General features: G+C 42.8%; 23 protein-coding genes. 17 read left to right on the top strand and 6 right to left on the bottom strand.

Translation table 11 applies throughout. The features are described from left to right. Position 1: 1 nt before the first annotated feature. On the bottom strand, positions 2–838 hold the full coding sequence (locus AC1DP6_RS01270; RefSeq protein ID WP_477053243.1) for a transketolase: 837 nt from the start codon (positions 836–838) through the stop codon (positions 2–4). A 163-nt stretch (positions 839–1001) separates the two neighbouring features. Here AC1DP6_RS01270 and AC1DP6_RS01265 point away from each other — a divergent pair, with 163 nt between their 5' ends. Further along, positions 1002–2144 (top strand): glycosyltransferase family 4 protein, encoded by a 1143-nt coding sequence (locus AC1DP6_RS01265; protein WP_477053242.1) that lies wholly within the window; start codon positions 1002–1004, stop codon positions 2142–2144. A gap of 122 nt (positions 2145–2266) precedes the next feature. Then, positions 2267–2830 (top strand): ribosome recycling factor, encoded by a 564-nt coding sequence (gene frr / locus AC1DP6_RS01260; protein WP_441573124.1) that lies wholly within the window; start codon positions 2267–2269, stop codon positions 2828–2830. Positions 2831–2931: 101 nt separating this feature from the next. Here the strand turns inward: frr and AC1DP6_RS01255 are convergent, their stop codons facing one another. Then, positions 2932–3837, bottom strand: coding sequence for a DMT family transporter (locus tag AC1DP6_RS01255; protein ID WP_477053241.1), 906 nt, complete (start codon positions 3835–3837; stop codon positions 2932–2934). Between the two features lie 117 nt (positions 3838–3954). Between AC1DP6_RS01255 and AC1DP6_RS01250 the strand changes: the two genes are divergently transcribed. The 12 genes from AC1DP6_RS01250 (at position 3955) to AC1DP6_RS01195 (ending at position 13188) form a co-directional block, all read left to right on the top strand. After that, entirely contained in the window at positions 3955–4701 is a 747-nt protein-coding gene (locus tag AC1DP6_RS01250; protein ID WP_477053240.1) for a PPK2 family polyphosphate kinase, read from the top strand. 75 nt (positions 4702–4776) lie between these two features. Next, the gene (gene mscL / locus AC1DP6_RS01245; protein ID WP_477053239.1) at positions 4777–5205 is read left to right on the top strand and encodes a large conductance mechanosensitive channel protein MscL; all 429 of its coding nucleotides are present in this window, start codon (positions 4777–4779) and stop codon (positions 5203–5205) included. Between the two features lie 92 nt (positions 5206–5297). Next, positions 5298–6242, top strand: a complete 945-nt coding sequence (locus AC1DP6_RS01240) for a DUF3078 domain-containing protein (protein WP_477053238.1) — start codon at positions 5298–5300, stop codon at positions 6240–6242. A 137-nt stretch (positions 6243–6379) separates the two neighbouring features. Continuing rightward, positions 6380–7174 (top strand): segregation and condensation protein A, encoded by a 795-nt coding sequence (locus tag AC1DP6_RS01235; RefSeq protein ID WP_441573129.1) that lies wholly within the window; start codon positions 6380–6382, stop codon positions 7172–7174. Beyond that, entirely contained in the window at positions 7167–8075 is a 909-nt protein-coding gene (locus AC1DP6_RS01230) for a helix-turn-helix domain-containing protein (RefSeq protein ID WP_441573130.1), read from the top strand. The genes AC1DP6_RS01235 and AC1DP6_RS01230 overlap by 8 nt, the downstream gene beginning before the upstream one ends. A gap of 104 nt (positions 8076–8179) precedes the next feature. Then, a complete protein-coding gene (locus AC1DP6_RS01225) occupies positions 8180–9052 on the top strand; it encodes a pirin family protein (RefSeq protein WP_477053237.1) in 873 nt (290 codons plus the stop codon). Positions 9053–9086: 34 nt separating this feature from the next. Next, positions 9087–9611: a YceI family protein gene (locus tag AC1DP6_RS01220; RefSeq protein WP_477053236.1), complete on the top strand. Its 525-nt coding sequence runs from the start codon at positions 9087–9089 to the stop codon at positions 9609–9611. 98 nt (positions 9612–9709) lie between these two features. Then, positions 9710–10339: an NAD(P)H-dependent oxidoreductase gene (locus AC1DP6_RS01215; protein WP_477053235.1), complete on the top strand. Its 630-nt coding sequence runs from the start codon at positions 9710–9712 to the stop codon at positions 10337–10339. Between the two features lie 173 nt (positions 10340–10512). Further along, positions 10513–10923, top strand: coding sequence for an OsmC family protein (locus tag AC1DP6_RS01210; protein WP_089891713.1), 411 nt, complete (start codon positions 10513–10515; stop codon positions 10921–10923). Positions 10924–11125: 202 nt separating this feature from the next. Beyond that, on the top strand, positions 11126–11839 hold the full coding sequence (locus tag AC1DP6_RS01205) for a pirin family protein (protein ID WP_477053234.1): 714 nt from the start codon (positions 11126–11128) through the stop codon (positions 11837–11839). 119 nt (positions 11840–11958) lie between these two features. Beyond that, on the top strand, positions 11959–12672 hold the full coding sequence (locus AC1DP6_RS01200) for an HAD-IIB family hydrolase (RefSeq protein WP_477053233.1): 714 nt from the start codon (positions 11959–11961) through the stop codon (positions 12670–12672). A gap of 147 nt (positions 12673–12819) precedes the next feature. Then, the gene (locus tag AC1DP6_RS01195) at positions 12820–13188 is read left to right on the top strand and encodes a hypothetical protein (RefSeq protein ID WP_477053232.1); all 369 of its coding nucleotides are present in this window, start codon (positions 12820–12822) and stop codon (positions 13186–13188) included. A gap of 11 nt (positions 13189–13199) precedes the next feature. Here the strand turns inward: AC1DP6_RS01195 and AC1DP6_RS01190 are convergent, their stop codons facing one another. From AC1DP6_RS01190 to dxs, 3 genes are all read right to left on the bottom strand, one after another. Then, positions 13200–14324 carry a PAS domain-containing protein gene (locus AC1DP6_RS01190; RefSeq protein ID WP_477053307.1) on the bottom strand — a complete coding sequence of 375 codons (1125 nt, stop codon included), beginning with the start codon at positions 14322–14324 and terminating at the stop codon, positions 13200–13202. A 115-nt stretch (positions 14325–14439) separates the two neighbouring features. Next, positions 14440–15486 carry a 2Fe-2S iron-sulfur cluster-binding protein gene (locus AC1DP6_RS01185; RefSeq protein WP_477053231.1) on the bottom strand — a complete coding sequence of 349 codons (1047 nt, stop codon included), beginning with the start codon at positions 15484–15486 and terminating at the stop codon, positions 14440–14442. A gap of 129 nt (positions 15487–15615) precedes the next feature. Further along, on the bottom strand, positions 15616–17541 hold the full coding sequence (gene dxs / locus AC1DP6_RS01180) for a 1-deoxy-D-xylulose-5-phosphate synthase (RefSeq protein ID WP_477053230.1): 1926 nt from the start codon (positions 17539–17541) through the stop codon (positions 15616–15618). 462 nt (positions 17542–18003) lie between these two features. Here dxs and AC1DP6_RS01175 point away from each other — a divergent pair, with 462 nt between their 5' ends. Then, the gene (locus AC1DP6_RS01175; protein ID WP_477025014.1) at positions 18004–18801 is read left to right on the top strand and encodes a sensor histidine kinase; all 798 of its coding nucleotides are present in this window, start codon (positions 18004–18006) and stop codon (positions 18799–18801) included. Positions 18802–18892: 91 nt separating this feature from the next. Continuing rightward, on the top strand, positions 18893–19621 hold the full coding sequence (locus tag AC1DP6_RS01170) for a LytR/AlgR family response regulator transcription factor (protein ID WP_079469799.1): 729 nt from the start codon (positions 18893–18895) through the stop codon (positions 19619–19621). A gap of 87 nt (positions 19622–19708) precedes the next feature. On the opposite strand, the gene AC1DP6_RS01165 is transcribed toward AC1DP6_RS01170, so the two are convergent. Then, positions 19709–20464, bottom strand: a complete 756-nt coding sequence (locus tag AC1DP6_RS01165) for a phosphoglycerol geranylgeranyltransferase (protein ID WP_133806845.1) — start codon at positions 20462–20464, stop codon at positions 19709–19711. Between the two features lie 326 nt (positions 20465–20790). Between AC1DP6_RS01165 and AC1DP6_RS01160 the strand changes: the two genes are divergently transcribed. Then, positions 20791–24084 (top strand): vitamin B12-dependent ribonucleotide reductase, encoded by a 3294-nt coding sequence (locus AC1DP6_RS01160; protein ID WP_477053229.1) that lies wholly within the window; start codon positions 20791–20793, stop codon positions 24082–24084. Positions 24085–24470 lie beyond the last annotated feature (386 nt).

Raw genomic sequence — 24470 nt, 5'->3', positions numbered from 1 at the left:
ATTAGTAGTCACCGAGTGTTTCAGGTAATTGTGCCAATGCTTTGGCCAGTTGTTCATCACTTGGAGCGATACCATGCCATTCGTGATGTCCTTCCATGAAGTCAACACCCTGGCCCATTACGGTTTTCATGATGATAGCAATGGGTTTACCCTGACCGGTAGCGCTTTTAGCTTTTTCGAGTGTTGCCACAACGTCATCCATATCATTACCATTCATGTGAAGTACATGCCATCCGAATACTTCGAATTTAGCACCTACATCTCCCAGTCCGGCAACATCATCAGTAGTCCCATCTATTTGTTGACCGTTAAGATCCACTGTGATGATAAGATTATCCACTTTGTGGTGTGGTGCAAACATCACAGATTCCCAGATTTGTCCTTCTTCCAGCTCGCCATCTCCGTGAAGAGAGAACACCAGGTTTTTATCGTTGTTAAGTTTTTTTGCAAGTGCTGCGCCTATGGCCACGCTCATGCCCTGGCCCAGAGAACCGGAAGCAATACGTACACCTGGTAGGTGTTCGTGGGTGGTGGGATGTCCCTGCAGGCGGGAATTCAGCTTACGGAAAGTACTCAGTTCCTGTACGGGAAAGTATCCTGAACGAGCCAGGGCACTGTAGAAAACAGGAGATATGTGACCATTGGAGAGGAAGAACAGATCCTGATTTTTACCATCCATATCAAAAGGAACAGGTTTATGGTCCATTACCTTGAAATATAGTGCAGTTAAAAAGTCTGCACAACCTAATGATCCTCCCGGATGTCCGCTCTGAACACCATGTACCATCCGTACAATATCTCTTCTAACCTGAGTAGCAATATCTTTGAGCTGTGGCATGATAGTTGTTAATTTTTGTGCCGCAAAACTAATAGAATTTCGTAGAATTTGTGGCTGTTGAACTTTTTTTTTGCGATCTCAAAGTATTAAAAAAGTTGATTTTTTTAACGTTTCTTTTCACATTTCATTGAAATTAATATCTTTGCACAATTAAGCCCCACTAATGGAGAATGTATTAATTGCTACCGTCCTAAGTTTTGTGGTTACCTATTTTTCAATTCCAATACTTATCAGAGTCGCGGAATTAAAGCATTTATACGACGAACCGGACGAACGAAAGACGCATAAACAGCGTATACCAACACTCGGAGGAATTGGTTTTTTCTCCGGATTTATAATTGCAGCTGCTATCTGTGTACCCGCAATAGCTAATTCGCCATTTCAGTATATGATGGCTGCATTCTTTATTATTTTCATGGTAGGTATGAAAGATGATATCGTAGGGTTGTCTCCGTTAAAGAAGTTAATCGGACAACTGGCGGCATCATTTGCTATTATTTACCTGGGCAATCTTCAGCTCACCAGTATGTATGGATTCATGGGAATCTATACATTACCTCCCAATATCAGCCTTATGCTGACGTATTTCACCTTTATAGTGGTTATTAATGCCTTTAACCTGATAGATGGTGTAGATGGACATGCCGGTAGCATTGGATTACTGGTAAGTGCTGTGCTGGGTGCTTATTTCCTGCATGTGGGTGAAACTACGTATGCTGTAATAGGCTTTGCATTGGCGGGTGGTTTGGCTAGTTTCCTGATTTATAATATCTCTCCTGCCCGCATTTTTATGGGCGATACGGGATCCTTACTGATCGGGTTGGTTAACGCGGTGCTGATTCTCAAATTTATAGATGTGGCAGGAAATCCTGTTGGTAAGATGCCTATTGCGGCTACACCGGCAGTTGCTTTTGCCATTCTGATAGTACCGCTATTTGACACATTACGTGTATTTGCAGTGCGTATGATACAGGGGAGATCTCCTTTCTCTGCCGACAGAAACCACATCCATCACTATCTGCTTGACTTAAAGCTGAACCACAGGCAAACCACGCTCGTTTCCGTAGCCATCAATGCTTCCTATATACTCGGCGCATTTGTGTTACAGGGAATGGGAGCCACCTGGTTATTGATGGTGGTAATTGGTTCTGCCACCTTCTTTACGGGTATGTTATACCTGGCCCGCAAAAGATCACTGGCTATCCAGGCTATACCTGAACCGGTTGTTCAGCCTGCAGCAACAGTGGCAAAAGAATCTACCAAAATATTGCGTGTTACAACAGACGGTGTGCTACAGGATAAATAATTATTTCCGGATAATTTACTGTTAAGGCTTATTGCAAGCATTTCTCCTTCCATTATCATGGGGCGTTACTTTGACGATTAAAAGAAAACCTGTAGGTTTGCACGCACTTAACTATTTATGTTATGCAAGATGATCTAACGCTTATCATTGATGAGGCAGCAGACTCGATGAAAAAAGCAATCGGGCACCTGGAATTGGAGCTTACAAAAATCAGAGCTGGGAAAGCTAATCCGCAGATACTGGATGGCATTTTCGTTGACTATTATGGCGCGCCAACTGCACTGAACCAGGTTGCTAACGTGAGTGTTGCTGATGCCCGTACCCTGACAATACAACCATGGGAAAAAAACATGCTGCAGCCCATTGAAAGGGCTATTATCGCATCTAATATTGGTCTTAATCCACAAAATGACGGTATTATCATCCGTTTATTCCTCCCCCCGCTGACAGAAGAGCGTAGGAAGGAATTTGTGAAAAGAGTAAATAATGAAGGCGAACAGGCAAAAGTAGCTGTACGGAGTATCCGCCGCGATGCTATTGAATCTGTAAAGAAATTACAAAAAGACGGTTTAAGTGAAGATACTGCCAAGGATGCCGAAGCAGAAATTCAGACAATGACCGACAAACATAGCGTGTTAATTGACAAACACTGCGAAGTGAAAGAAAAAGAAATCATGGCAATTTAAGGCATGGGGCTTCCCCATCTGCTTTCAGCCAATAAATATTAAAGCGGAGATATCAACGGATGCTTATCCATTGATATCTCCGCTTCTTTTATCCAGGTGGTTTACTTCACCTGCTCCGGAACTTTCTCCACTGGTGCCTTGTTGGCACTATTTACCAGGTACACACCCAGTAAAATGATACCCATACAGAGTACCTGCACCCAGGTAATAGGTTCATGAGCCAATAGTCCCCAACCGACGGCTACTAACGGTAACGCATATGCTACCATGGACGCCAGCACCGATCCGGCGCGTTTAATTAACAGGAAAAACAGCACTGCCGCTATACCGGTACCCATTACACCCAGTACAAGGCCCGCGGAAAGCGACCGCCATGGCGCATTCGGTTGTGTAAATTGTGGAAAGAAGTTGCTGAACCATAATATCGGGAAAGTGAGTATGGCACAAAAAAACATAGCAATAGAACCCAGTTGAAGAGAAGAGAAGCCCTTAAGCGTATTGTGTACCAGACTGATGTTTATGCCATAGCTGATGGTAGCCAGGATCACCAGGAATGCATAATACCAATGCTCGTTGGTGCTGATCCCTTTGGAGGTAAAAAGCAATACAACGCCAGCTAACCCAACAAATATACCTGTGAGCTGCGCCTTTTTAAATGGACTTTTAAAGATGATAATGCCTGATAGTAAAGCCATCAACGGGACGAGCGCATTTAAAATACCAGCAAGCGAGCTATCAATTTCTGTTTCTGCCAAACAAAAAAGAAAAGCAGGGATACCATTACCCAGTACCCCGGAAAGCAAAATAAGCGGTAATTTTTTTCCTGGTGTTTGTCGCAAGGCCTTTGGTAAAAATGGTAACAGCGCTAAGCCTGCCGCCACCAGCCTTAAACTGGCTACCTGGTAGGAGGTGAATGATTCCAGTCCAATCTTCATTAATATAAAGGAACTGCCCCAGGTGAGTGATAGCAAAATGAAAACTCCCCAGTGAGCGAAACGTTGGTTCATAGTTATAAATTATGACTACAAAGGTGCAGGTATCGGGAGTATTCAACAAAATATAAATCGTGTTATCGCAACACTTCTGATTTGATTTTGTTAAATTTATTTATAAGAATGCAATACATGAGTAAAATCAAGTTGTCCGCGATCAGTACCACAGCGCCTAAAAAGCTGGATAAAGAAAAGATAAAGGCGAAAACCCAGGAGCTTCTACAGGAACTCGATGAACTACAAAACCTGCTTTATGCACAGCATAAACATAGTATACTGTTGGTAGTACAGGGAATGGATGCCAGTGGAAAAGACGGTGTGATCAAAAATGTTACAGGTACACTGAACCCCCAGGGCTGTACGGTACACTCTTTTAAAGCTCCCAGTACAGAAGAATCAGAACATGATTTTTTATGGAGAGTACATCAGCAGGCGCCGGGTAAAGGGATGATACAGGTGTTCAACCGGTCGCATTACGAAGATATCCTGATACAACGTGTGCACAAATGGATTGACGATAAAATGGTGCAAAAACGGATAGAGGCGATTAATGATTTTGAGAAATTGCTGACCGTTCACAATAATACACATATCATAAAATGTTATCTGCATGTGTCACGGGAAGCACAGCAGCAACGCCTGGTTGAACGCACAGAAGATCCACGTAAGATGTGGAAGTATAACGAAAATGATCTGACAGAAGCCAAACTCTGGGATAAGTATATGGAAGCATATGAAGATGCTATAAATCGCTGTAATTATGTACCATGGCTTATTGTGCCAGCTGATCAAAACTGGTATAAAGAATATTTGATAGCCCTAACGTTAAGGGATACACTGAAATCATTGCAAATGAAATATCCCCGTTTAAAGAAATAATGGACTAATAATTAACGGCTTCGGGGATTATGCTTTATTTTTGTTCACTTATTTTAACCACTAAAACCTTGCATTATGTCGTTCATCAAAGAGTTTAAAGAGTTTGCCATGAAAGGCAATGTAATGGATCTTGCTGTGGGTGTGATTATTGGAGCTGCGTTTGGAAAGATCGTTACATCTTTGGTAGATAATATTCTGATGCCCATAGTCGGGTTATTCACCCGTGGCAAGAATTTTAATGATCTCTTTGTATTGCTTGACACTAGTAAAGGAGAGTTTGCAACCCTGGCGGAAGCAAAGGCCAAAGGCGTGGCAGTATTTGCTTATGGCGCATTTATTCAGAGCATAATTGATTTCCTGATTATTGCTTTCTGTATTTTCCTGCTGGTAAAATTCATGAATAGACTGACCAAGAAAAAAGAAGAAGACCCTGCTCCAGCTGAATTATCTACACAGGAAAAACTGCTCACGGAAATCCGTGATGAACTGAAAAAATCAAAGTAAAAATCTTTATAAATACCCCCGCCATCATATTTCTTCCCGACCGGGAGAAATATGATGGTTATATATGTATACTCACCTTAAATATTAAATTGATGAAAAAATTCATTTTATCCATTGCCTGCTGTATGCTATTGCTTACAGCTGTACATGCACAAAATGACTGGATGAAGAAGTCACGGGAAGAAGCTACCGGGAAAATTAAAAAAGATCCTAATGACACTATTCCCAAATTATGGCGGAAAGGGATGAACATTAATGTAAATATTAACCAGGGATCATTGAGCAACTGGGCTGCAGGTGGAGATAATTTTTCTCTCTCTGTAGGTTCCAATCTATATGCCTGGGCGTTCTATAAAAAAGGAAGGCGTTCCTGGGACAATGTGGCTGATCTTGCCTTTGCATATCTCAATACCACCAGTCTCGGAGGCCGTAAAAGCGATGATCGCATTGATCTGACCACCAAATATGGTTATGATATTGGCAAGAACTGGTATGTAAGTGGGTTAGTGAATTTGCGTACACAATTTGCCAACGGTTACCTGTATCCTTCAGATACAACAAAACAGTTGTCTTCCAAGTTCTTTTCACCTGCATACGTCCTGGTATCACCAGGTTTTGACTATAAGCCCAATAATTCATTTTCTTTGTTCCTCTCTCCTATTACTTCCCGCTTTGTGTTTGTAATGGATGATTTTCTTTCAAAACAAGGAGCATACGGTGTAGATACCGGTAAACATTTTAAATATGAAATAGGTGCTTACTTGTCTGCCAATTATGTAAAGACCTTTGCGAAAAATATGACTTACAAGGGCCGGCTGGATCTTTTTTCAGACTACTTACATAATCCACAAAACATAGATGTGTTTTTCACCAATGCCCTGGAACTCAAAGTTAATAAGTGGATATCCGCTTTATTGACAGTAGATATGATATATGATGATGATGTAAAAGTATTTGAAAATAAAGAAACTGGAGTAATGGGTCCCCGATTGCAGATTAAGCAGGTAATAGGGGTTGGTTTTGCTGCGAAGTTCTGATTCGCGGGATTTTTGTTATTTTTGATATCGCACATAGGTACCGTGTATAAAAGAAGTCCGGATGTAGTGTATCCGGCATTCATTTCTCGCAGTGCCTTTGTGCGAATTCTTTTTAAACCAAGTATTAAATACATTACGTGAGCGAGCAAGCACCTGTCTATAAGATCAAATTACCGCAATTTGAAGGTCCTTTTGACCTGTTGCTGTTCTTCATCGAGCGTGATGAGCTGGATATTTACAATATTCCTATCAACACCCTGACGCAGGATTTCCTGGCCTATATTCACCATATTGAATCGTTGAATATTGAGCTGGCCAGTGAGTTCATTCTCTTTGTGTCTACCCTGATGCGTATCAAAGCAAAGATGCTGTTACCGCGTAAAGAGGTAGATGAACAGGGAAATGAAATAGATCCGCGTATGGAGCTGATAGACAAAATCCTGGAGTATAAACGCTATAAACTGGCTGCGGCCGAATTGGCTGAAATGGAGGCCGATCGTATGCTGCAGATTAAGCGTGGAAATATAGCCAAAGAACTGGCTGAAATCGGAGAAGCTACCAGTGAAGGTACAGAGGTGCAGACGCTTACCCTCTTTAAGCTGACCAAAACCTTTGAAAAGGTGATGCAGCGCATGAAAGAGCGCGATAATAAGCCCCAGCACGTAGTATATAAGTATGACTATACTATGGAAGGCTCCAGGATGTATATGGAAGAATTAGCAAGGGCAGAGCGGACATTATCTTTCGAAAAAATATTTGATCACTGTAAAGACCGTGTACACGCCATATTCCTGTTCCTGAGTATGCTGGAACTGGTACAAATGAAGCACATGGGCATTATGGTGGGAGAAGGAAGAAACAACTTTATTATTGAATATATTGATCCTTCCGACAGGGAGGAGGAACCCGCAGGAACTTTAATAGATGGCTGAGAAACGTGAAAATATCGGAATTGTTTCCTTACCGGAATACGCACATGTAGATCCAGGTTTTGTTGTATCTGGTCTTTGCGAATTAGGCAACAGCTTTTTTGACCAGATTGGGGTGCCCCACCGGCATGATTTCTACACCATTTACTGGATTAAGAAAGGTAAGCTGTTACATACTATTGATGCGGTTACGTATGAAGTAAAAAAGAACACCCTTTTCTTTGTGGCGCCAGGACAGGTACATAATCTGCAGGCTACGGAAAAGATTGATGGATTCATGATTGCATTCCGGGATGCTTTTATGTGCTTAAAAGACCAGACGCAGGTATCGGGGATTAATTCCGGCCTGTTTTTTAATAGCCAGTTCAGCAGTGTAATACACCTCAATGATGAACAGGAGAAAGACATTGATGCAGTGGTTCGGCTGATGATGAAAGAATTAACCCTGCATGAACCTGAGTATGAAATGGCCCTGCATGGCTTGCTACGCTACTTTCTGGTGCTGGCATCACGTATTAAGGGTGAAAATGTGGGCATCTCTCCGGAGCAGCATGCGGTTCACAACAGTTCTGTCTTCCTGAAATTTAAAAATCTGATAGAAGAAAAGTACCAGGAGTTAAAAACGGTATCTGATTATGCTGGTTTATTGCATATAAAACCAGTATTGCTGAATGAAATCAGCAAGCAATTATCCGGAATTACGGCCGGGGAACACATCCGTAACCGCGTAATCCTGGAAGCACAGCGTTATTTATACAATACAGATCTTACTGCTAAAGAAATAGCCTACAAGCTGGGTTTTGATGATCCTCACTATTTTAGCCGCTTTTTTAAGAAATATACCAACCAGAGCCCTTCCGAATTTAAAGAAGCCTCCCGCTCTTCTGCAAGCCCTTCTGCTTAGGATTTCCTCGAATTTTAAAAAAAGTCCATCACTAGAAGCGTTTTATCCATTCTTGAAAGGTGTTGTAACATGTACTTTTGTGTTGTCTTAAGGAGGCAAACAATATGAACACAAAAAAACATGTAAGCCAGATCGTAATTGCCGCCGCACCACATATGGTAGGTGACGGTTTCAGGGTACAAAGCACTTTACCCGGAGGCACCCGTTCTGAAAACAACGTGATCAGCCCATTTATTATGATGGACTACGCCGCTCCCAACTACATACCGCCAAGCCCAAGGCCTCGTGGTGTGGGCGAACATCCGCACAAAGGTTTTGAAACAGTAAGCATTGTATACCAGGGCGAACTGGAACACCGGGATTCTACCGGTAGCCATGGATTTCTGTATCCTGGTGATGTACAGTGGATGACTGCCGCAGGAGGAATTTTACATGAAGAGAAATATAGCGAAGCATTCACGAAAACAGGGGGTAAAGTAGAATTTGCCCAGTTGTGGGTAAATCTTCCTAAAGCATTTAAGCAGAACCCACCCGCCTATCAGAATCTGACTAAAGCAGATATACCTGTAGTAAAGGTGAGTGAGGAAGGCTATGTAAGAGTAATTGCCGGAGAGTACAATGGTACTAAAGGCGCTGCTACTACCTTTTCACCTGTGAATGTGTTGGATGTACGTCTGAAGAAAGACGACAGCATCACCTTTAGTGTAGCTGAACATTTCAATACCGTAGCGGTGGTTTTTCAGGGAGAAGCTGATATTAACGGACAACCCGTGAAAGCAGTGGAAACCGCTTTATTCGAAAAGAATGGCACTGACATCACGATTACCGCTCTGAAAGACACTGCTATGGTGGTGTTGAGTGGAGAGCCGATAGATGAACCCATTTTTGCATACGGTCCTTTTGTAATGAATACAGAAGAAGATATCAGAGTGGCTATTGACGAATACAACACCGGTAAAATGGGCGAATTACGCTAATCACTTATCTAACAATACTAAAACAAAAAACTATATGACAACCTGGAAAATTGATCCTTCACACAGTGATGTACAATTCAAAATCAAGCACCTGATGATTACGACCGTAACAGGTCAGTTTGCAAAATTTGAAGGTACCATGCAAACTGCTGATAATGATTTCAGCACTGCCAATATCTCTTTCGAAGCAGACATCAACAGTATTTCCACACAGAATGCGCAGCGTGATGCACACCTGCAGGCAGCGGATTTCTTTGAAGCAGAGAAATATCCAAAGCTGACATTTGTGTCTAAAGAAGTAAAGAAAATAGACGCAGATACTTTTAAACTGGTAGGTGATTTAACCATCCGTGATAATACCCGTCCGGTAGAACTGAATGTTGAATTCGGTGGAGAAGTAGTAGATCCATATGGTCAGACTAAAGCAGGATTTGAATTAAGCGGTAAAATTAACCGTAAGGATTTTGGCCTTACTTTCCACGCTACTACTGAAACCGGTGGTTTATTACTGAGTGATGAAGTGAGGTTACTGGCGAGTGTACAAATGGTTAAGCAATAAAGCATTTTCATATTATTATTTAGATATGCTGTTCATTTACAGCCCTGTATCCCGGACAGCATATCTGAATAATAACAATGAAATAATATTTGAAGAAAATGGATATTCTAAATAAACTCGAATGGCGTTATGCCGTTAAGAAATTTGATCCGGCTAAGAAATTAAGTGCAGCACAGCTGGAGAAACTGGTAGCCGCAACAAGACTTTCAGCGTCTTCCTATGGTTTACAGCCATATAAGATCCTGATTGTGGAAAATCCGGCGGTGCGTGAGCAATTGAAATCGGCATCGAATAATCAGTCGCAGATAACAGATGCTTCACATTTGATTGTATTTGCGAGATATACAGATCTGAATGGCTCTCACGTAGATGACTATATGAATAATATAGCGGAAACGCGCAACATAGCTTCTGAGCAACTGACAGGTTTTTCTGATATGATGAAAGGCACTGTTACCCGCTTAGGTGCAGAAGGAACAGCTATATGGAGCTCAAAACAGGCTTACCTGGCATTGGGTACCCTGCTGACTGCAGCAGCCATTGAAAATGTTGATGCCTGCCCAATGGAAGGCTTTGACACTGCTAAATATGACGAAATTTTAGGACTGAAAGATAAGGGACTTACTACCATAGTAATTGCTGGTGTAGGATTCAGAGCAGCCGATGATGCGATGCAACATGCTAAGAAAGTACGTAAGCCAATAGCAGAATTGGTAGAAACGATATAAGAATCAATTGACAGGAACCATGCACAAGCCGCGCAATATATTGCGCGGTTTTTTTGTGGGGATGGTTTACCGCGTTTTGAACCGCAGGAAGCTCCGGCGTTTTTTATTGCCGATTAATTTGTAATTTGGGCCTCCGCACTGATTTTTCTAACGAGAAAAAATAAAAAATAAACATGAAAAGATTTGCATCTGCCAATTGGCAAGGTACCGGTAAAGAAGGTAAAGGCACTTTAACTTCTCAGTCAACTGTGTTAAACAAGACTCAGTACTCTTTCAGCAGCCGTTTTGAAGATGGTATTGGTACTAACCCTGAAGAACTGATTGCAGCAGCGCATGCTGGTTGCTTCACCATGAAACTGAGCTTTGTTATCACCGGAGCTGGTTTTACACCTGGTAACATTGATACCAAATGCACAATCACACTGGATAATGGTGCTATCACCAGCAGTCACCTGGAAGTAACTGCCAGCGTTGAAGGTCTGGATGCAGCAAAATTTGCTGAGTTTGTTGCAGACGCAGAAGCTAACTGCCCTGTAAGCAAACTGTTAAATGCTACCATTACTTCTGATGCGAAGCTGGTGTAAGTAAGCATAACGCAAAAGCAGAAAGCTATTGAGGTGAATAATCGAAGCGGATATGAAAGTATTTGTTTCGGTGATTCACCTCAATAGCTTTCTGCTTTTTGTTTTACGCCACTTTTTGTCCACGCTTTTCAACAGATCATCCATTCTCCACGAGGGCGTTTATAGCGATATTTGTGTTGTATTAAACAAAGGAGATTAAGTTATGAAAAAAGTTATTCATCGTGCAGATACCAGAGGATATGCTAACCACGGTTGGTTGAAGAGCCATCATACATTTAGTTTTGCTAATTTCTACGATCCTAACAGGATTCACTTTGGTGCATTACGTGTATTGAATGATGATGCAGTAAAGGGTGGAATGGGCTTTGGCGCTCACCCGCATGATAATATGGAGATCGTATCCATTGTATTGGATGGTGCACTGGAACACCGTGATAATACCGGTAAACAGGAAGTAATCCGCAAGAACGACGTGCAGATTATGAGTGCCGGAACAGGCGTGGTTCACTCGGAGTTCAACGCTTCAAAAACAGACGATGTCAACTTCCTGCAGATTTGGATCATACCGGCAGAAAGAAATGTTACTCCCCGGTATGATCAGAAAACATTTGATCCTGCTGCCCGTGAAAATGCTTTACAGGTAGTGGTTTCACCAGATAAAACAGCCGATGCCCTCTGGCTGCATCAGGATACCTGGTTTACCTTGGGCAAATTTGATGCGGGTAAAACAGTGGACATTACGCCTAAAGCAGCGGGAATAGGCAGTTATCTGTTCCTGCTGAGCGGGGAAGTAAAAGTAGATGGTGAAGTATTGCAAACCCGTGATGCGATTGGCTTGTCTGAGTATGACAAGGCTAACATTGAGGTCATTAAACCGGCAGAGTTTTTGCTGATAGATGTACCAATGATGAACTAATCATACACATTACTATATACTAACCCGTTACATCTAAAAAAGATCAGCCGATAAGGCTGGTCTTTTTTTTCTATTTTTATTGCAATTATTATTAAACAGCCACTACAGAGACATCAGCCATGTTATTAGCTACAGATCTGGATGGTACTTTTTTAGGAGGTACCCCCGAAGATAAAGAACGCCTATATACACTGTTACATCACAATAAAAGTATACAACTGGTATTTGTAACAGGAAGGGGGATACGCAGTGTATTACAGTTATTGGAAGATACTGCACTGCCACGGCCCGAATATATTATTGGCGATGTGGGTGCTACCGTTACGCACCTGCCTACCCTTGCAGCTGTGGAACCGGTGCAATCAAATATTGCAGCCAGATGGCCTGGTGATCATGTGAGAGAAACACTGAAAACAGTAAGAGGATTATTACATCAGGAAGCACACCAGCAATACCGTTGTTCTTACTACTATGATGACGGTACAGACATTGATGGTGCCAGACTGGTAGCTACTTCTCTGCAATGCGACCTCGTATTATCTGCCGGGAAATATCTGGATGTATTACCTGCCGGTGTTAATAAAGGGTATACGCTACAGCAATTATTGGAAGTATTGGCGTTGCCGCATCAACAGGTATTGGTAGCAGGTGATTCTATGAATGACTATTCCATGTATGCAACAGGCTTTAAAGGGGTAGTGGTAGGTAATTCGGAACCCGAATTAGTGGCGCGTACTGCTGCCATGGCGCATGTATTGCAGGCACGACGGGCAGGAGCCGGTGGCATACTGGAAGCCATGGAATTTTTTCCGGAGTTCGGCATTTATCTGTAAAAAGAAGGTTAAATGTGGTGGGTGGAATAGAAAAAGATTGTACCTTAGAACAGGTCTTTGCACGCAAATTAATATGGATATTGACAACAGCGTTTGGTATGATGAATAGCTTTTTAATCATCATTTAAATTGATAAATCAATACACCATGGAAATGACAACTCCCACCGAAGAACTGCACCAGCAGCTTAATTCCTGGAAAGAAGAAGTAAATGAAGTGAGAACTGAAGTAAAGATGATGCGGGATAGATTAGAGCAGATTTCACTTAGTAATGCATCCAGGGAAGTAATGACTAATGTTGAACATTTTGAAAACCGTTTACTACGCCAACGTGAGGTAGCAGATGAAATGCATCACGACATTAAGCAATGCGCTAAAAAGATATCAGATACGCCTGTAACTGTAATTCATGACGACCGGCCCGTGGACGATTTTGATACCATACAGCATCGTATGGAAATATTCCAGAAACTATATTTGGCATTAAAAGAAGACTTCAATCATTTTGCTTTGTGAGCCCAGAATGACTATTGAAGTTTTTTTACTTTATGCTCTATTTTATGAATGATATCATCCAGCTGTTGTGTGGATTCATGTAGCCATTCCATCAGCTGGGAGTTGAGATGTCTGTCCTGGTTGCTTTTATCAAACAGGCCGGTAATGCTGAGTATGGAAACAACCGGACGGCGTATTTCATGAGAATTGATCCAGGCTATTTCTTTCAATGTTCTGTTTTGTTCCTCCAGTTGCATGGCTTGTTTTACGTGTTTGTCTATGTCCTGCATCATGCCAATCATGCGCAAAGGCACTTTGTCTTCATATATGATAAATGCACGGTCTACCACATATTTATAGCAACCGTCTGCGCATTGAAACCGGTATTCTTCTGACCAGTAATTAGAGCCGGCAGCAATACAGCTGGCGAGTGAAACATTGATCCTGGCATGATCAGCGGGATGTATGTTTTCCTGCCACCACTGTACGAGGTCAGTATTTTCGTTGTTGTTATACAGGAAGAGGTTTGACAAGCCATGGTTCCAGGTAACCTGATTTGTAACCAGATTTTTATCATACACTGCATCGTTGGTAGCCTGTGCCAGCAGTTCATAGCGCACGCCCAACTCTCTTGCTTCTTTGCTGGCTTTCACTTCGGCATCTACGTCTTTTGCCATAATAAAGCGGGCGTTCTTTCCGTAGTAGATAGCCGGTAATGAATATATTTCTACAAAGAAATTAGTGCCATCTTTTTTGCGGTGCCGCCATATCCCTCTATACTCCGTACCATTGCACCGTTCTGCTGCATTGTCAATCAAAAGCGGTATATCTTCTTTATTACGTATATCCTTCAACGTTATTTCCATAAAATCCTTTCTGCTATAACCATATTTTTGGATGGCGGCATCATTAACAGAGAGGAAGCGCATAGTGGATTTTTCATAGATCCACATGGGAATCGGATATTCATTGAACAGGTGCTCAAATTGGAGGGAGCGCTGGTTACGCCAGCCGGAGGCTATAAAAAGTATGATGAAGATGCTGCAAGATATTAGAATGCTGCCGACGAGCAAGAGGGCATGCTGTCCGGATCCGATTTTTATGAGGAGATAGCTGTTTATCAAAATGACAAGTAACAACAAACATAGACAAGCCATCTTTAATGGGGCATTCCGCATGACCTGATTTTAAATATAATTTAGCCAAATTTTAACCAACAGAAAAATTATCTCAGAGCATTATGATTGATAATATTTTTTATATTATAACTGGTCATAATTCAAGAATAACTTCGTCACTTGCGGGATATCCTACACAGGTAAGTACCAGTCCTTCTGCCAGTTCTTTATCTGTTAATACTTCATTGACAGGCATCCAAACTTTGCCACTTACACATTGGGCGGTACAGGAACCGCATACGCCTCCTTTGCAACTGTAAGGCAGCAACACTTCGTTTGCCAGGGCATAGCTCAAAATGGTTTGATCGCCTGGAATGGAGAGCTGATACTCCTGGTTACGATAACGTATCAGTACATTTTTGAGGTGATGATCAGCCGGCAGCGGTGTTTTAGCAATCCGGGCATCGGTATTTACCACGAAATTTTCTTTGTGCAATTGCGTTTCCGGAAAACCCATAAATGTAAGGGTGAGTATGATGGTGCGCATATAGTCTGGCGGTCCGCAGAGGAAAAACTGTGCATCTTCTCGGGGATAGCGCATATGCGTTGTTACCAGTTGTTCCAGCAAAATATTATTGAGTCTTCTGTAGGTATGATGGCTATCCGGATCATTGCTGAAAAGATAGATAATCTGGAGTTGTTCGGGATATTGTGTTTGCCATAGCTGCAGTTGCTCATAGAAGATCGTTCTTTCCGGTGTGGTGTTACTATAAATGAGTTTAATGTGCGCGCCTGGCTCTTTCCGCAGGATATGTTTCAGCAGCGAAAAAACGGGCGTAATGCCACTCCCGGCAGCTAACAGGAAAATGTCTTTTACGGGTGCTGCCGTCTTTTCATAAGTAAAACGTCCGGAGGGTTCGAGTGCGGTAACGATATCTCCTTTTTTCCAGGAATGGATCAGGTGTCGGGATATTTCGCCATTTTCTTTTTCGCGGATGGTAACGGACAGGAATGGGTCTACGCCGGGTGTAGAGCTGAATGAATAAGAACGTCTGTATTCTTTATTGTGGAGGGTAATAAGGAATGTCAGGAATTGTCCTGCGAGGTATTCCAGTGGCTCCGGTGTGGTATTCTCCAGTTGATAGGTGTAAGTACCGGGCGTTTCGCGTATGATATCCGTTATCCTGAGCTTAAAGTACATGGGAGGAAGGGAAGAATTACGAATTAATAATTACGAATTACGGATTTGTGGGTAGGAGGACAAATGTTGAACATCTGCTGTTAGCTACCCACAAATCCGTAATTCGTAATTTGAAATTCGTAATTCTATTTAAATGGTCACCGTAATTTTTTCCTTCAGCATCTCCCTGGTAGTGCGGGCAATGCCGGCGGCATCAAATCCGCATTCGCGATAGAGTTCTTCCGGTTTACCGTGTTCTATTAATCTATCAGGGATGCCTAATCTTTTTATTTCTGCTCTGTAGTTGTTGGTGGCCATAAATTCTATCACGGCGCTACCGAAGCCACCTACTATGGTTCCATCTTCCACGGTAATTATCTTGTCGAATGACTGGAATATTTCGTGGAGCATGGCTTCGTCCAGTGGTTTTACAAAGCGCATATCGTAGTGAGCGGGTTGCAGCCCATCTCCTATCAGTTCTTTACAGGCTTCTGTCACGAAGTTACCGGTATGTCCGAGGGAGAGAATGGCAATATCTTTACCGTCACGGATTTTACGGCCGGTACCAGCTTTGATTGCTTTAAACGGTGTACGCCATTCGGGCATTACACCTTGTCCACGTGGATAGCGGATAACATAAGGCATATCGTTTTCCGGCAGTTGTGCGCTGTACATCAGGTTACGCAATTCCTCTTCGTTCATTGGTGCGCTGATGATTACATTTGGGATACCACGCATGTAGGCGATATCGTAGGCGCCATGGTGTGTAGGTCCATCTTCTCCCACCAGTCCTGCCCTATCGAGGCAGAATATTACGGGGAGCTTTTGAATGGCTACGTCATGAACGGCCTGATCGAAAGCACGTTGAAAGAAAGAAGAATAGATGGTACAGAATACGCGCATGCCCTGGGTAGCCATCCCTGCGGATAGGGTTACTGCGTGTTGTTCACAGATCCCCACATCGAATGCTCTCTGCGGCATTTTCTCCATCATAAATTTGAGGGAGGAGCCGGAAGGCATGGCAGGGGTGATACCGATGATTTTATCGTTTTGTTCTGCGAGTTCAATGATGGTGTGGCCAAAAACGTCCTGGTATTTAGGAGGTTGAGGGCTGGTCACTGGTTTTTTGAATATTTCGCCGGTGATTTTATCGAACAGTCCTGGCGCATGCCAGGTGGTTTGATCTTTTTCTGCGAGGGCATAGCCTTTACCTTTTGTGGTAACGATATGCAGCAGTTTGGGGCCGGGAATATCTTTCAGGTCCTGCAGGGTATCAGCTAGTTTGGTGATATTGTGGCCATCGATGGGGCCAAAATAGCGCATCTGCAGTGCTTCGAAGAGGTTACTGGATTTGGATACCACACCTTTGAGGCTGGCTTCCAGTTTGGATGCCATGTCGCGGGTGAATTTTTTGCCTACAGGGAGTTTTCCCAACAGGTTCCATACATCGTCCCTTACTTTGTTGTAGGTGGGAGAAGTAGTGATATCTGTAAGGTATTCTTTCAGCGCGCCCACATTAGGATCTATGGACATGCAATTGTCGTTCAGAATAATCAGCACGTTGGCGTTGGCTACGCCGGCGTGATTCAGTGCTTCAAAGGCCATACCTGCTGTCATGGCGCCATCACCAATAACAGCAATGTGCTGACGGTCAAATTCACCTTTGTAGTGGGAGGCCATGGCCATACCCAGTGCTGCAGAAATGGAGGTAGAGGAGTGACCTACCCCAAAGGTGTCGTACCGGCTCTCATCTCTTTTCGGAAATCCGCTGAGTCCTTTGTATTTCCTGTTGGTAGGAAATGCTTCCCGGCGACCGGTCAGGATTTTATGACCATAAGCCTGGTGACCTACGTCCCATACCAGCTGGTCGTATGGCGTGTTATAAACATAATGCAAAGCTACTGTCAGCTCGACTACACCAAGACTGGCCGCAAAGTGGCCACCATGCACACTTACTACATCAATAATGTATTGACGCAGCTCCTCACATACCTGGTGAAGCTGTTCTTTATTCAGCTTTCGCAAATCAGCGGGATATTCTATCTGGCTCAACAGTTGACCTGCCTTAATATTCATAATTGGGCTCAGGGTTTATATTAAGTAACAAAAATACATAAAAATATGTGGTAAATCGTGATCCTGTAACAGGAAAGTAGGACAGAACGGAGATATCTCACCATTCAGATGGAGGCATCTGCCATTTACCAATTTTGATTCACCATTTATAACATTTAGGTTTCTGCGGGGGGAGCTGTAGGGTATTTTTGGAATATAGGTGAAGTTTACTAATTTGATTTAATGTTTAGACAAATAAACAAATATTGGTGGTGTCAGATTTTGGGGTGGTCGGCTTATTTCGTGTTAAATTGTTTTTTTTACTACGCCCTTGATAAGTCGATACTTAGACTATCTGACTTCATTAATTTATTGATATTCATTACATTAGGACTCTCCTTAACGCATCTTTTCCGGACATTGATTAACAGGCGTAATTGGGTGACTTATAGTTCTGAAAAGCAGATTTTTTTATTTTTTACCATGGTGGCTGGTACAGCAGTGACGTTATATATGAGTTATAACGGGCTGATGTACTTTGTATTTAAATATAAGCAGGAAGACCTTGTTCCCAGCATCATCAAGGGGCTGGTATCTGCATTTGGTATTGCTTTTTTCTGGTGGATGATCTACTATATCTGGCACTATATAGAACGGAACAGGAGTTCACAGGTAGATCAGCTGAAGCTGGAAACGACGGTGAAAGAGCTGGAGCTTAAAACCATTAAGGCGCAGTTAAATCCGCATTTTATTTTTAATGCGTTAAACAGTATCAGGGCGTTGGTAGATGAGAATCCTCAACGAGCCAGAACCGCTATAACAGAGCTTTCCAACATATTACGCAGTTCCATGCAAACGGAGAAGGCGGAGACAGTGAGTCTGGAAAACGAATTGAATATAGTAAAGGATTACCTTGCACTGGAACATATCCGTTTTGAGGAGCGTCTGAATGTGAAGTATGAAATTGATCCGGATACGTTGGAGTTGCAAGTGCCACCAATGATGTTGCAAACACTGGTGGAAAATGCCATCAAGCATGGTATTTCCCGCATTATCAAAGGCGGTTCGGTTTATATTAACTCTTCCCTGAAGGGTATGCAGCATGTAATTACCATTGAGAATACCGGACAAATAGTAGAAAACAGTATAAATGGCCATGGCTTTGGTTTACAAAGCACCAGACAAAGGTTAAGTCTTTTGTTTGGCAACAGGGCTTCTTTTGAAATCAGGAATAAAGACGAGCAAACGGTAGAAGCTACTGTAGTGATGCCCTTGCTCTAATCACTTGTTATAAACTGCTGTAGCCGCTGAATAGCGGGTATGGCTATTATTATTTAATCAATTAAATCATCAACCAAACTTCATATTGCCAATGAAAAAAGCATTGATAATAGATGATGAACGCCTGGCCAGGAGTGAACTGAAAAAATTGCTGGCAGATCACCCGGAGATAGTGGTGGTGGGAGAAGCTGTGAACGCGAAGGATGGTATAGAAAAGATAGAAACACTGCATCCTGATTTACTGTTTCTGGATATCCAGATGCCCGACAAGACAGGTTTTGACTTGTTGGCAGAGCTGGAAAAAACACCGCAGGTGATTTTCACTACTGCATATGATGAGTATGCATTGAAAGCATTTGAGTATAATGCGCTGGATTACCTGTTAAAGCCCGTAGAGCCTAAGCGTTTGGCGGATGCGATTCATAAATTGCATCAGCAGGATGAGAAGGATCGTTTGGCTGCATCAGGTGGTATCCGCAACTTATTGTCTGAGAATGACCAGGTTTTTGTGAAAGACGGGGATCGTTGCTGGTTTGTGAAACTGCAGGAAATACGTCTGTTTGAAAGTGTAGGTAACTATGCGAGGGTGTATTTTGAAACGAACAAACCTTTGATTCTTAAATCATTGAATGCGCTGGAAGAAAGGCTTGACGAGCGTACTTTTTTCCGTGCCAACCGTAAGCATATTGTAAATCTGCGGATGATTGAAAAAATTGATACTTACTTCAATGGCGGTCTGTTGCTGGAAATGCGCGGCGGCGAAAAAATTGAAGTGAGCCGCAGGCAGGCAGTGAAGTTTAAGGAAATGATGAGTCTGTAAAAAAAAGCTTTTAGCTATTAGCAGTTAGCCGAATGCAGCGGAGTAATATACTTGCTGTATTCGGCTAACTGCTAATAGCTAAAAGCTTTATGCTTTTACTGGTACAGAATGCACGGCATCTGCCAGTTCTTTAATCAGCGAAAGATCTTTTTCGATGGCGTTACCTACCACAAGGATATCAGCACCCGCTTTGCAGTTCAGATAAGCCTTTTCAGCGTCCCTGATACCTCCACCTACAATAATAGGTGCCTGTACCTGGCTCGCAACACGACTAATCATACTTTCCGTGATAGGTACACGGGCGCCGCTACCGGCATCCATATAAATCACTTTCATACCCAGCATTTCACCAGCCATAGCAGTACACATGGCAATATCTGCCTTGTCTGCCGGGATAGGTGTGGTATTGCTGATATAAGATACAGTAGTGGGAGCTCCACCGTCAATCACCATGTAACCAGTAGAAATCACTTCCAATCCACTTTTTTTGACAGCAGCAGCGGAAACCACATGCTGGCCAATCAGTAATTCAGGATTTCTGCCAGAGATGACAGACAGGTAAAGTAAGGCATCTGCATATTTAGATACCTGTGAAGGGCTTCCGGGAAATAATACAACGGGTATATCACAGCTGGCTTTCAGCTGCTGTACGCATTCATCAAGATGATCAGAAATCACCAGGCTGCCTCCAAGGAAGATATAGTCAACTTTGGCAGCAGTGCATTTGGCTGCAATTTCTATGATATCGGCAGGTGTTACCTTATCCGGATCAATTAAAACCGCGAATGCCTTTTCCTTTTTAGCCTTTCTTTCGATGAACGAAGTGTATATGTTATTGTACATCAATAGCGCATTGTTCCGGTTGTCGCAAATGTATAATATTTTTATTAATAACACACAGTGCTATATAAATATGCATTCAATTCATTTTCTATTCATGAACTTCATGATACCTACTTCATTATATGTTATACAACTGCAAATTTCTTGTTAACGACAAATTTTAAGCCGGATTTCTTTAGGGGTTATAACAAATGTGTTGGCAAACTGTTTGCGCAATTATCCACAATCTGTGCAAAATAAAAGGACCAGTCCCCGTATTTAAAAATTAATTTTAGAGTACTCCGCATTACTAACTCATTTGTATCACCTAAGAAAAAGTTATGGGCATGAAAAATCCAGTCAATAGTACGAGTGGCCTCGCGTTCTCCCGTCATTTTACTAAAGAAGGTGTGAGTCCTTACGATCAATTTACGTATGAGCTACGGTCTTCCGTTATCCGCAATCCCGGTGGGGATATTGTTTTTGAAATGAATAACGTGGAAGTACCGGCGGGATGGTCGCAGATCGCCACGGATATACTGGCACAGAAATATTTACGGAAGGCGGGCGTGCCGCAACCGGATGGTACATCGGGGCGGGAAACTTCCATAAAGCAGGTAGTACATCGCATGGCTAATTGCTGGCGTGCCTGGGGGGAGAAATACGGTTATTTTGCTTCTGAACAGGATGCCAGGGTATTTTATGAAGAGTTGAGTTACGGGATGCTTAATCAATCTTGTGTGCCTAATTCTCCACAGTGGTTCAATACAGGGCTATTTGAGAGTTATGGTATCAAGGGAAAGCCTCAGGGCCACTATTATGTGGAGCAACATACCGGGCAACTGGAAAAATCGACTTCTGCCTATGAGCGTCCTCAGCCGCATGCATGCTTTATTTTGAGCGTGAGTGATGACCTGGTGAATGAAGGGGGTATTATGGATTTGTGGATGCGGGAAGCGCGCATTTTTAAATATGGGTCTGGTGTAGGCACCAATTTTTCGCATATCCGGGGAGATGGAGAGAAACTGAGTGGGGGCGGCACTTCCAGTGGATTAATGAGTTTTTTGAAGATTGGAGACCGGGCAGCGGGTGCTATTAAATCAGGTGGTACCACCCGGCGGGCAGCTAAAATGGTGTGTCTGGATCTGGATCATCCGGAGATCATGGATTTTGTTAACTGGAAAGTGGAAGAAGAAAAGAAAGTGGCCGCGCTTATTGCTGCAGGCTATTCTTCTGATTATGAAGGAGATGCATATAAAACCGTTTCAGGTCAGAATTCAAATAATTCCGTTCGTGTTCCTAATACTTTCTTTCGTGCGCTGGAAGCAGACGGTGACTGGGAATTAAAAGGCCGTAATGGCGGTAAAACCCTGAAAACGGTGAAGGCAAAGGACTTGTGGGATCAGATCACCTACGCCGCCTGGCGTTGTGCTGACCCTGGTACTCAGTATGATACTACTATCAATGAATGGCATACCTGCCCGCAGGGTGGGCGTATCAATGCGTCCAATCCATGTTCAGAGTATATGTTCCTGGATAATACCGCCTGTAACCTGGCATCGGTGAATCTGCGGCGGTTTTTTGATGATGAAAAGAATCTCTTTGATGTAAAGGGTTTTGAATACACTGTGCGGTTATGGACCGTGGTGCTGGAGATTTCTGTACTGATGGCGCAATTTCCATCTAAAGAAGTGGCTCAGCTCAGTTATGAATATCGTACACTGGGTTTGGGATACGCCAACCTTGGGTCCATGCTGATGGTAAGCGGAATTGCTTACGACAGTGAGGAGGCCCGTGGTATTGCCGGGGCACTTTCCGCTATTATGACGGGAGTTGCGTATAAAACATCGGCAGAGATGGCTGCTCATCTGGGCGCTTTTCCCCAATATGGGGAAAACCGGGAAGATATGCTCCGGGTAATGCGTAATCACCGGGCGGCGGCCTATGATGCGGTAGATGCTTATGATGGCCTGGAAATAAAGCCCAAAGGTATTGATGCACGGTATTGTGCAGATTACCTGCTAAAAGCTGCTACTAAAGCCTGGGATGAGGCTGTAAAGCTGGGAGAGCAATATGGTTATCGTAATGCGCAGGCAACTGTTATTGCGCCAACAGGTACTATTGGCTTAGTGATGGATTGTGATACCACCGGGGTAGAACCGGATTTTGCGCTGGTGAAATTTAAGAAGCTCTCTGGTGGAGGATATTTCAAGATCATTAACCAGTCGATTCCCACAGCATTACAAAACCTGGGCTACTCCCCTCACGAAATCAAGGCCATTGTGGATTATGCCAAGGGAACCGGCAGTTTTGCGGGAGCGCCTTATATTAATCACCCCTCCCTGAGTGAAAAGGGATTTATGGGAGAAGAATTGAAGAAGCTGGATACGGCTGTGGCGTCTTCCTTTGACATTTCCTTTGTTTTTAATGTATATACTTTGGGAGAGGAATGTTTGCAGCGGTTGGGATTCAAGGCAGAAGAATATTATAACCTGGAGTTTAGTTTACTGCATGCGCTTGGGTTTACAGATGATCAGATAGATGCCGCCAACGATTTTGTATGTGGTACTATGACGGTAGAAGGTGCTCCTTACCTGAAAGATGCGCATTTGTCTGTTTTTGATTGTGCAAATAAGTGTGGTAAGCATGGTGAGCGCTATATTCATCCCCATGGTCATATCAGGATGATGGCGGCTGTGCAGCCATTTATTTCAGGGGCTATTTCAAAAACCATCAATTTGCCTAATGAGGCAGTAGTAGAAGAAATTGCCGATGCCTATAAGATGAGCTGGCAATTGGGGCTGAAAGCCTGTGCTTTATACCGCGATGGCAGTAAATTAAGTCAGCCACTGAGCAATAAAAGCGATAAAAAGAAGAAAACGGAGGTCGGTACAACGCCTGCAGTGGTGCAGGATTTGAACGAGTTGACTATAGATGAGTTACTGGAAGAAGTGAATAAGCGAATGTTAGCCAGCAGGGATACTACATTGAAGCGGCAGTTGTCCAGGATCGTGGAGCGGCAGGCTTTACCGTCCAAGCGTGGTGGGTTTACGCAGAAGGCGAATGTAGGTGGTCAGGTTATTTTTGTGCGTACCGGGGAATACAATGATGGTACGTTAGGAGAAATATTTATCGATCTGGCAAAAGAAGGCTCCACATTGCGCAGTTTGATGAACTGCTTTGCGATAGCGGTTTCTGTGGGGTTGCAATATGGGGTACCGCTGGAGGAGTTTGTTGATAAGTTTGTATTTACGCGGTTTGAGCCGGCCGGTATGGTGGATCATCCCAATATTAAGTCCGCTACATCATTGATTGACTACATTTTCCGTGTGCTTGGATATGAGTATCTGGGGCGGACAGACCTTGTGCATGTGTTAGACGCACCAGGTAATACGGGAGAAGATGAGGAAGAAGAGGAAACAACCTATTCACAGGCGCCGGTAAATAATGGAGGAAAAGCAGCGCCACGTACTCCCAAAACACAGACTGTTGGCGCGTTTCAACAGGAAAGTACCACGCAGGATTATTTAAAGAGCATGCAAAGTGATGCGCCAGCATGTAATACTTGTGGGCATATTACCGTGCGATCCGGAACTTGTTACAAATGTTTGAATTGCGGTAGCAGCATGGGTTGTAGCTGATTTGATGTTGCAACTTCTTGTTAATGATATGTTATTGTGCCTCTAAAATTTCAAAGAAAAATAACATGCCCTTACCTTTGTATTCAAATAGGGTTTTCATAGGATAGTAACAAATTGAGGGCGCTTTTCTAGGCGCCCTTACTTTTTATAAGAAACACCCGATTTTTACCTTTCTTTTTTGGGCTAAGACTTCTCTCTTATTTTTTACTGCCCAATTTTCCATTTGATTTTTTTCTATTAAAATTGATTTTGTTGCATCTTTTGAAATTATGTCTTGAAATATTTGATTTTTTCTAATATTTGTACTTTTGTCTGAGTCACGGTATAATTTTATTATATTTGTTATTGTATTAATTTTTATTATGGTTACTGTCCTATGAAAAACC

This window comes from Chitinophaga sp. 01L420 (assembly GCF_056399985.1).
The sequence above is the reverse complement of the archived record's forward strand: the minus strand, read 5'-3'. Positions and strand labels throughout refer to the sequence as shown.

Excerpts from the sequence above, each read along its gene's own strand:
- AC1DP6_RS01185 (WP_477053231.1), bottom strand. The coding sequence starts at position 15,486 with ATGTACTTTAAGCTCAGGATAACGGATATCATACGCGAAACGCCCGGT.
- AC1DP6_RS01265 (WP_477053242.1), top strand. The coding sequence starts at position 1,002 with ATGGAGAATGTATTAATTGCTACCGTCCTAAGTTTTGTGGTTACCTAT.
- AC1DP6_RS01230 (WP_441573130.1), top strand. The coding sequence starts at position 7,167 with ATGGCTGAGAAACGTGAAAATATCGGAATTGTTTCCTTACCGGAATAC.
- frr (WP_441573124.1), top strand. The coding sequence starts at position 2,267 with ATGCAAGATGATCTAACGCTTATCATTGATGAGGCAGCAGACTCGATG.
- dxs (WP_477053230.1), bottom strand. The coding sequence starts at position 17,541 with ATGAATATTAAGGCAGGTCAACTGTTGAGCCAGATAGAATATCCCGCT.
- AC1DP6_RS01250 (WP_477053240.1), top strand. The coding sequence starts at position 3,955 with ATGAGTAAAATCAAGTTGTCCGCGATCAGTACCACAGCGCCTAAAAAG.
- mscL (WP_477053239.1), top strand. The coding sequence starts at position 4,777 with ATGTCGTTCATCAAAGAGTTTAAAGAGTTTGCCATGAAAGGCAATGTA.
- AC1DP6_RS01195 (WP_477053232.1), top strand. The coding sequence starts at position 12,820 with ATGGAAATGACAACTCCCACCGAAGAACTGCACCAGCAGCTTAATTCC.
- AC1DP6_RS01240 (WP_477053238.1), top strand. The coding sequence starts at position 5,298 with ATGAAAAAATTCATTTTATCCATTGCCTGCTGTATGCTATTGCTTACA.
- AC1DP6_RS01215 (WP_477053235.1), top strand. The coding sequence starts at position 9,710 with ATGGATATTCTAAATAAACTCGAATGGCGTTATGCCGTTAAGAAATTT.
- AC1DP6_RS01160 (WP_477053229.1), top strand. The coding sequence starts at position 20,791 with ATGAAAAATCCAGTCAATAGTACGAGTGGCCTCGCGTTCTCCCGTCAT.
- AC1DP6_RS01175 (WP_477025014.1), top strand. The coding sequence starts at position 18,004 with ATGGTGGCTGGTACAGCAGTGACGTTATATATGAGTTATAACGGGCTG.
- AC1DP6_RS01200 (WP_477053233.1), top strand. The coding sequence starts at position 11,959 with ATGTTATTAGCTACAGATCTGGATGGTACTTTTTTAGGAGGTACCCCC.
- AC1DP6_RS01170 (WP_079469799.1), top strand. The coding sequence starts at position 18,893 with ATGAAAAAAGCATTGATAATAGATGATGAACGCCTGGCCAGGAGTGAA.
- AC1DP6_RS01270 (WP_477053243.1), bottom strand. The coding sequence starts at position 838 with ATGCCACAGCTCAAAGATATTGCTACTCAGGTTAGAAGAGATATTGTA.
- AC1DP6_RS01225 (WP_477053237.1), top strand. The coding sequence starts at position 8,180 with ATGAACACAAAAAAACATGTAAGCCAGATCGTAATTGCCGCCGCACCA.
- AC1DP6_RS01190 (WP_477053307.1), bottom strand. The coding sequence starts at position 14,324 with ATGGCTTGTCTATGTTTGTTGTTACTTGTCATTTTGATAAACAGCTAT.
- AC1DP6_RS01165 (WP_133806845.1), bottom strand. The coding sequence starts at position 20,464 with ATGTACAATAACATATACACTTCGTTCATCGAAAGAAAGGCTAAAAAG.
- AC1DP6_RS01210 (WP_089891713.1), top strand. The coding sequence starts at position 10,513 with ATGAAAAGATTTGCATCTGCCAATTGGCAAGGTACCGGTAAAGAAGGT.
- AC1DP6_RS01255 (WP_477053241.1), bottom strand. The coding sequence starts at position 3,837 with ATGAACCAACGTTTCGCTCACTGGGGAGTTTTCATTTTGCTATCACTC.
- AC1DP6_RS01220 (WP_477053236.1), top strand. The coding sequence starts at position 9,087 with ATGACAACCTGGAAAATTGATCCTTCACACAGTGATGTACAATTCAAA.
- AC1DP6_RS01205 (WP_477053234.1), top strand. The coding sequence starts at position 11,126 with ATGAAAAAAGTTATTCATCGTGCAGATACCAGAGGATATGCTAACCAC.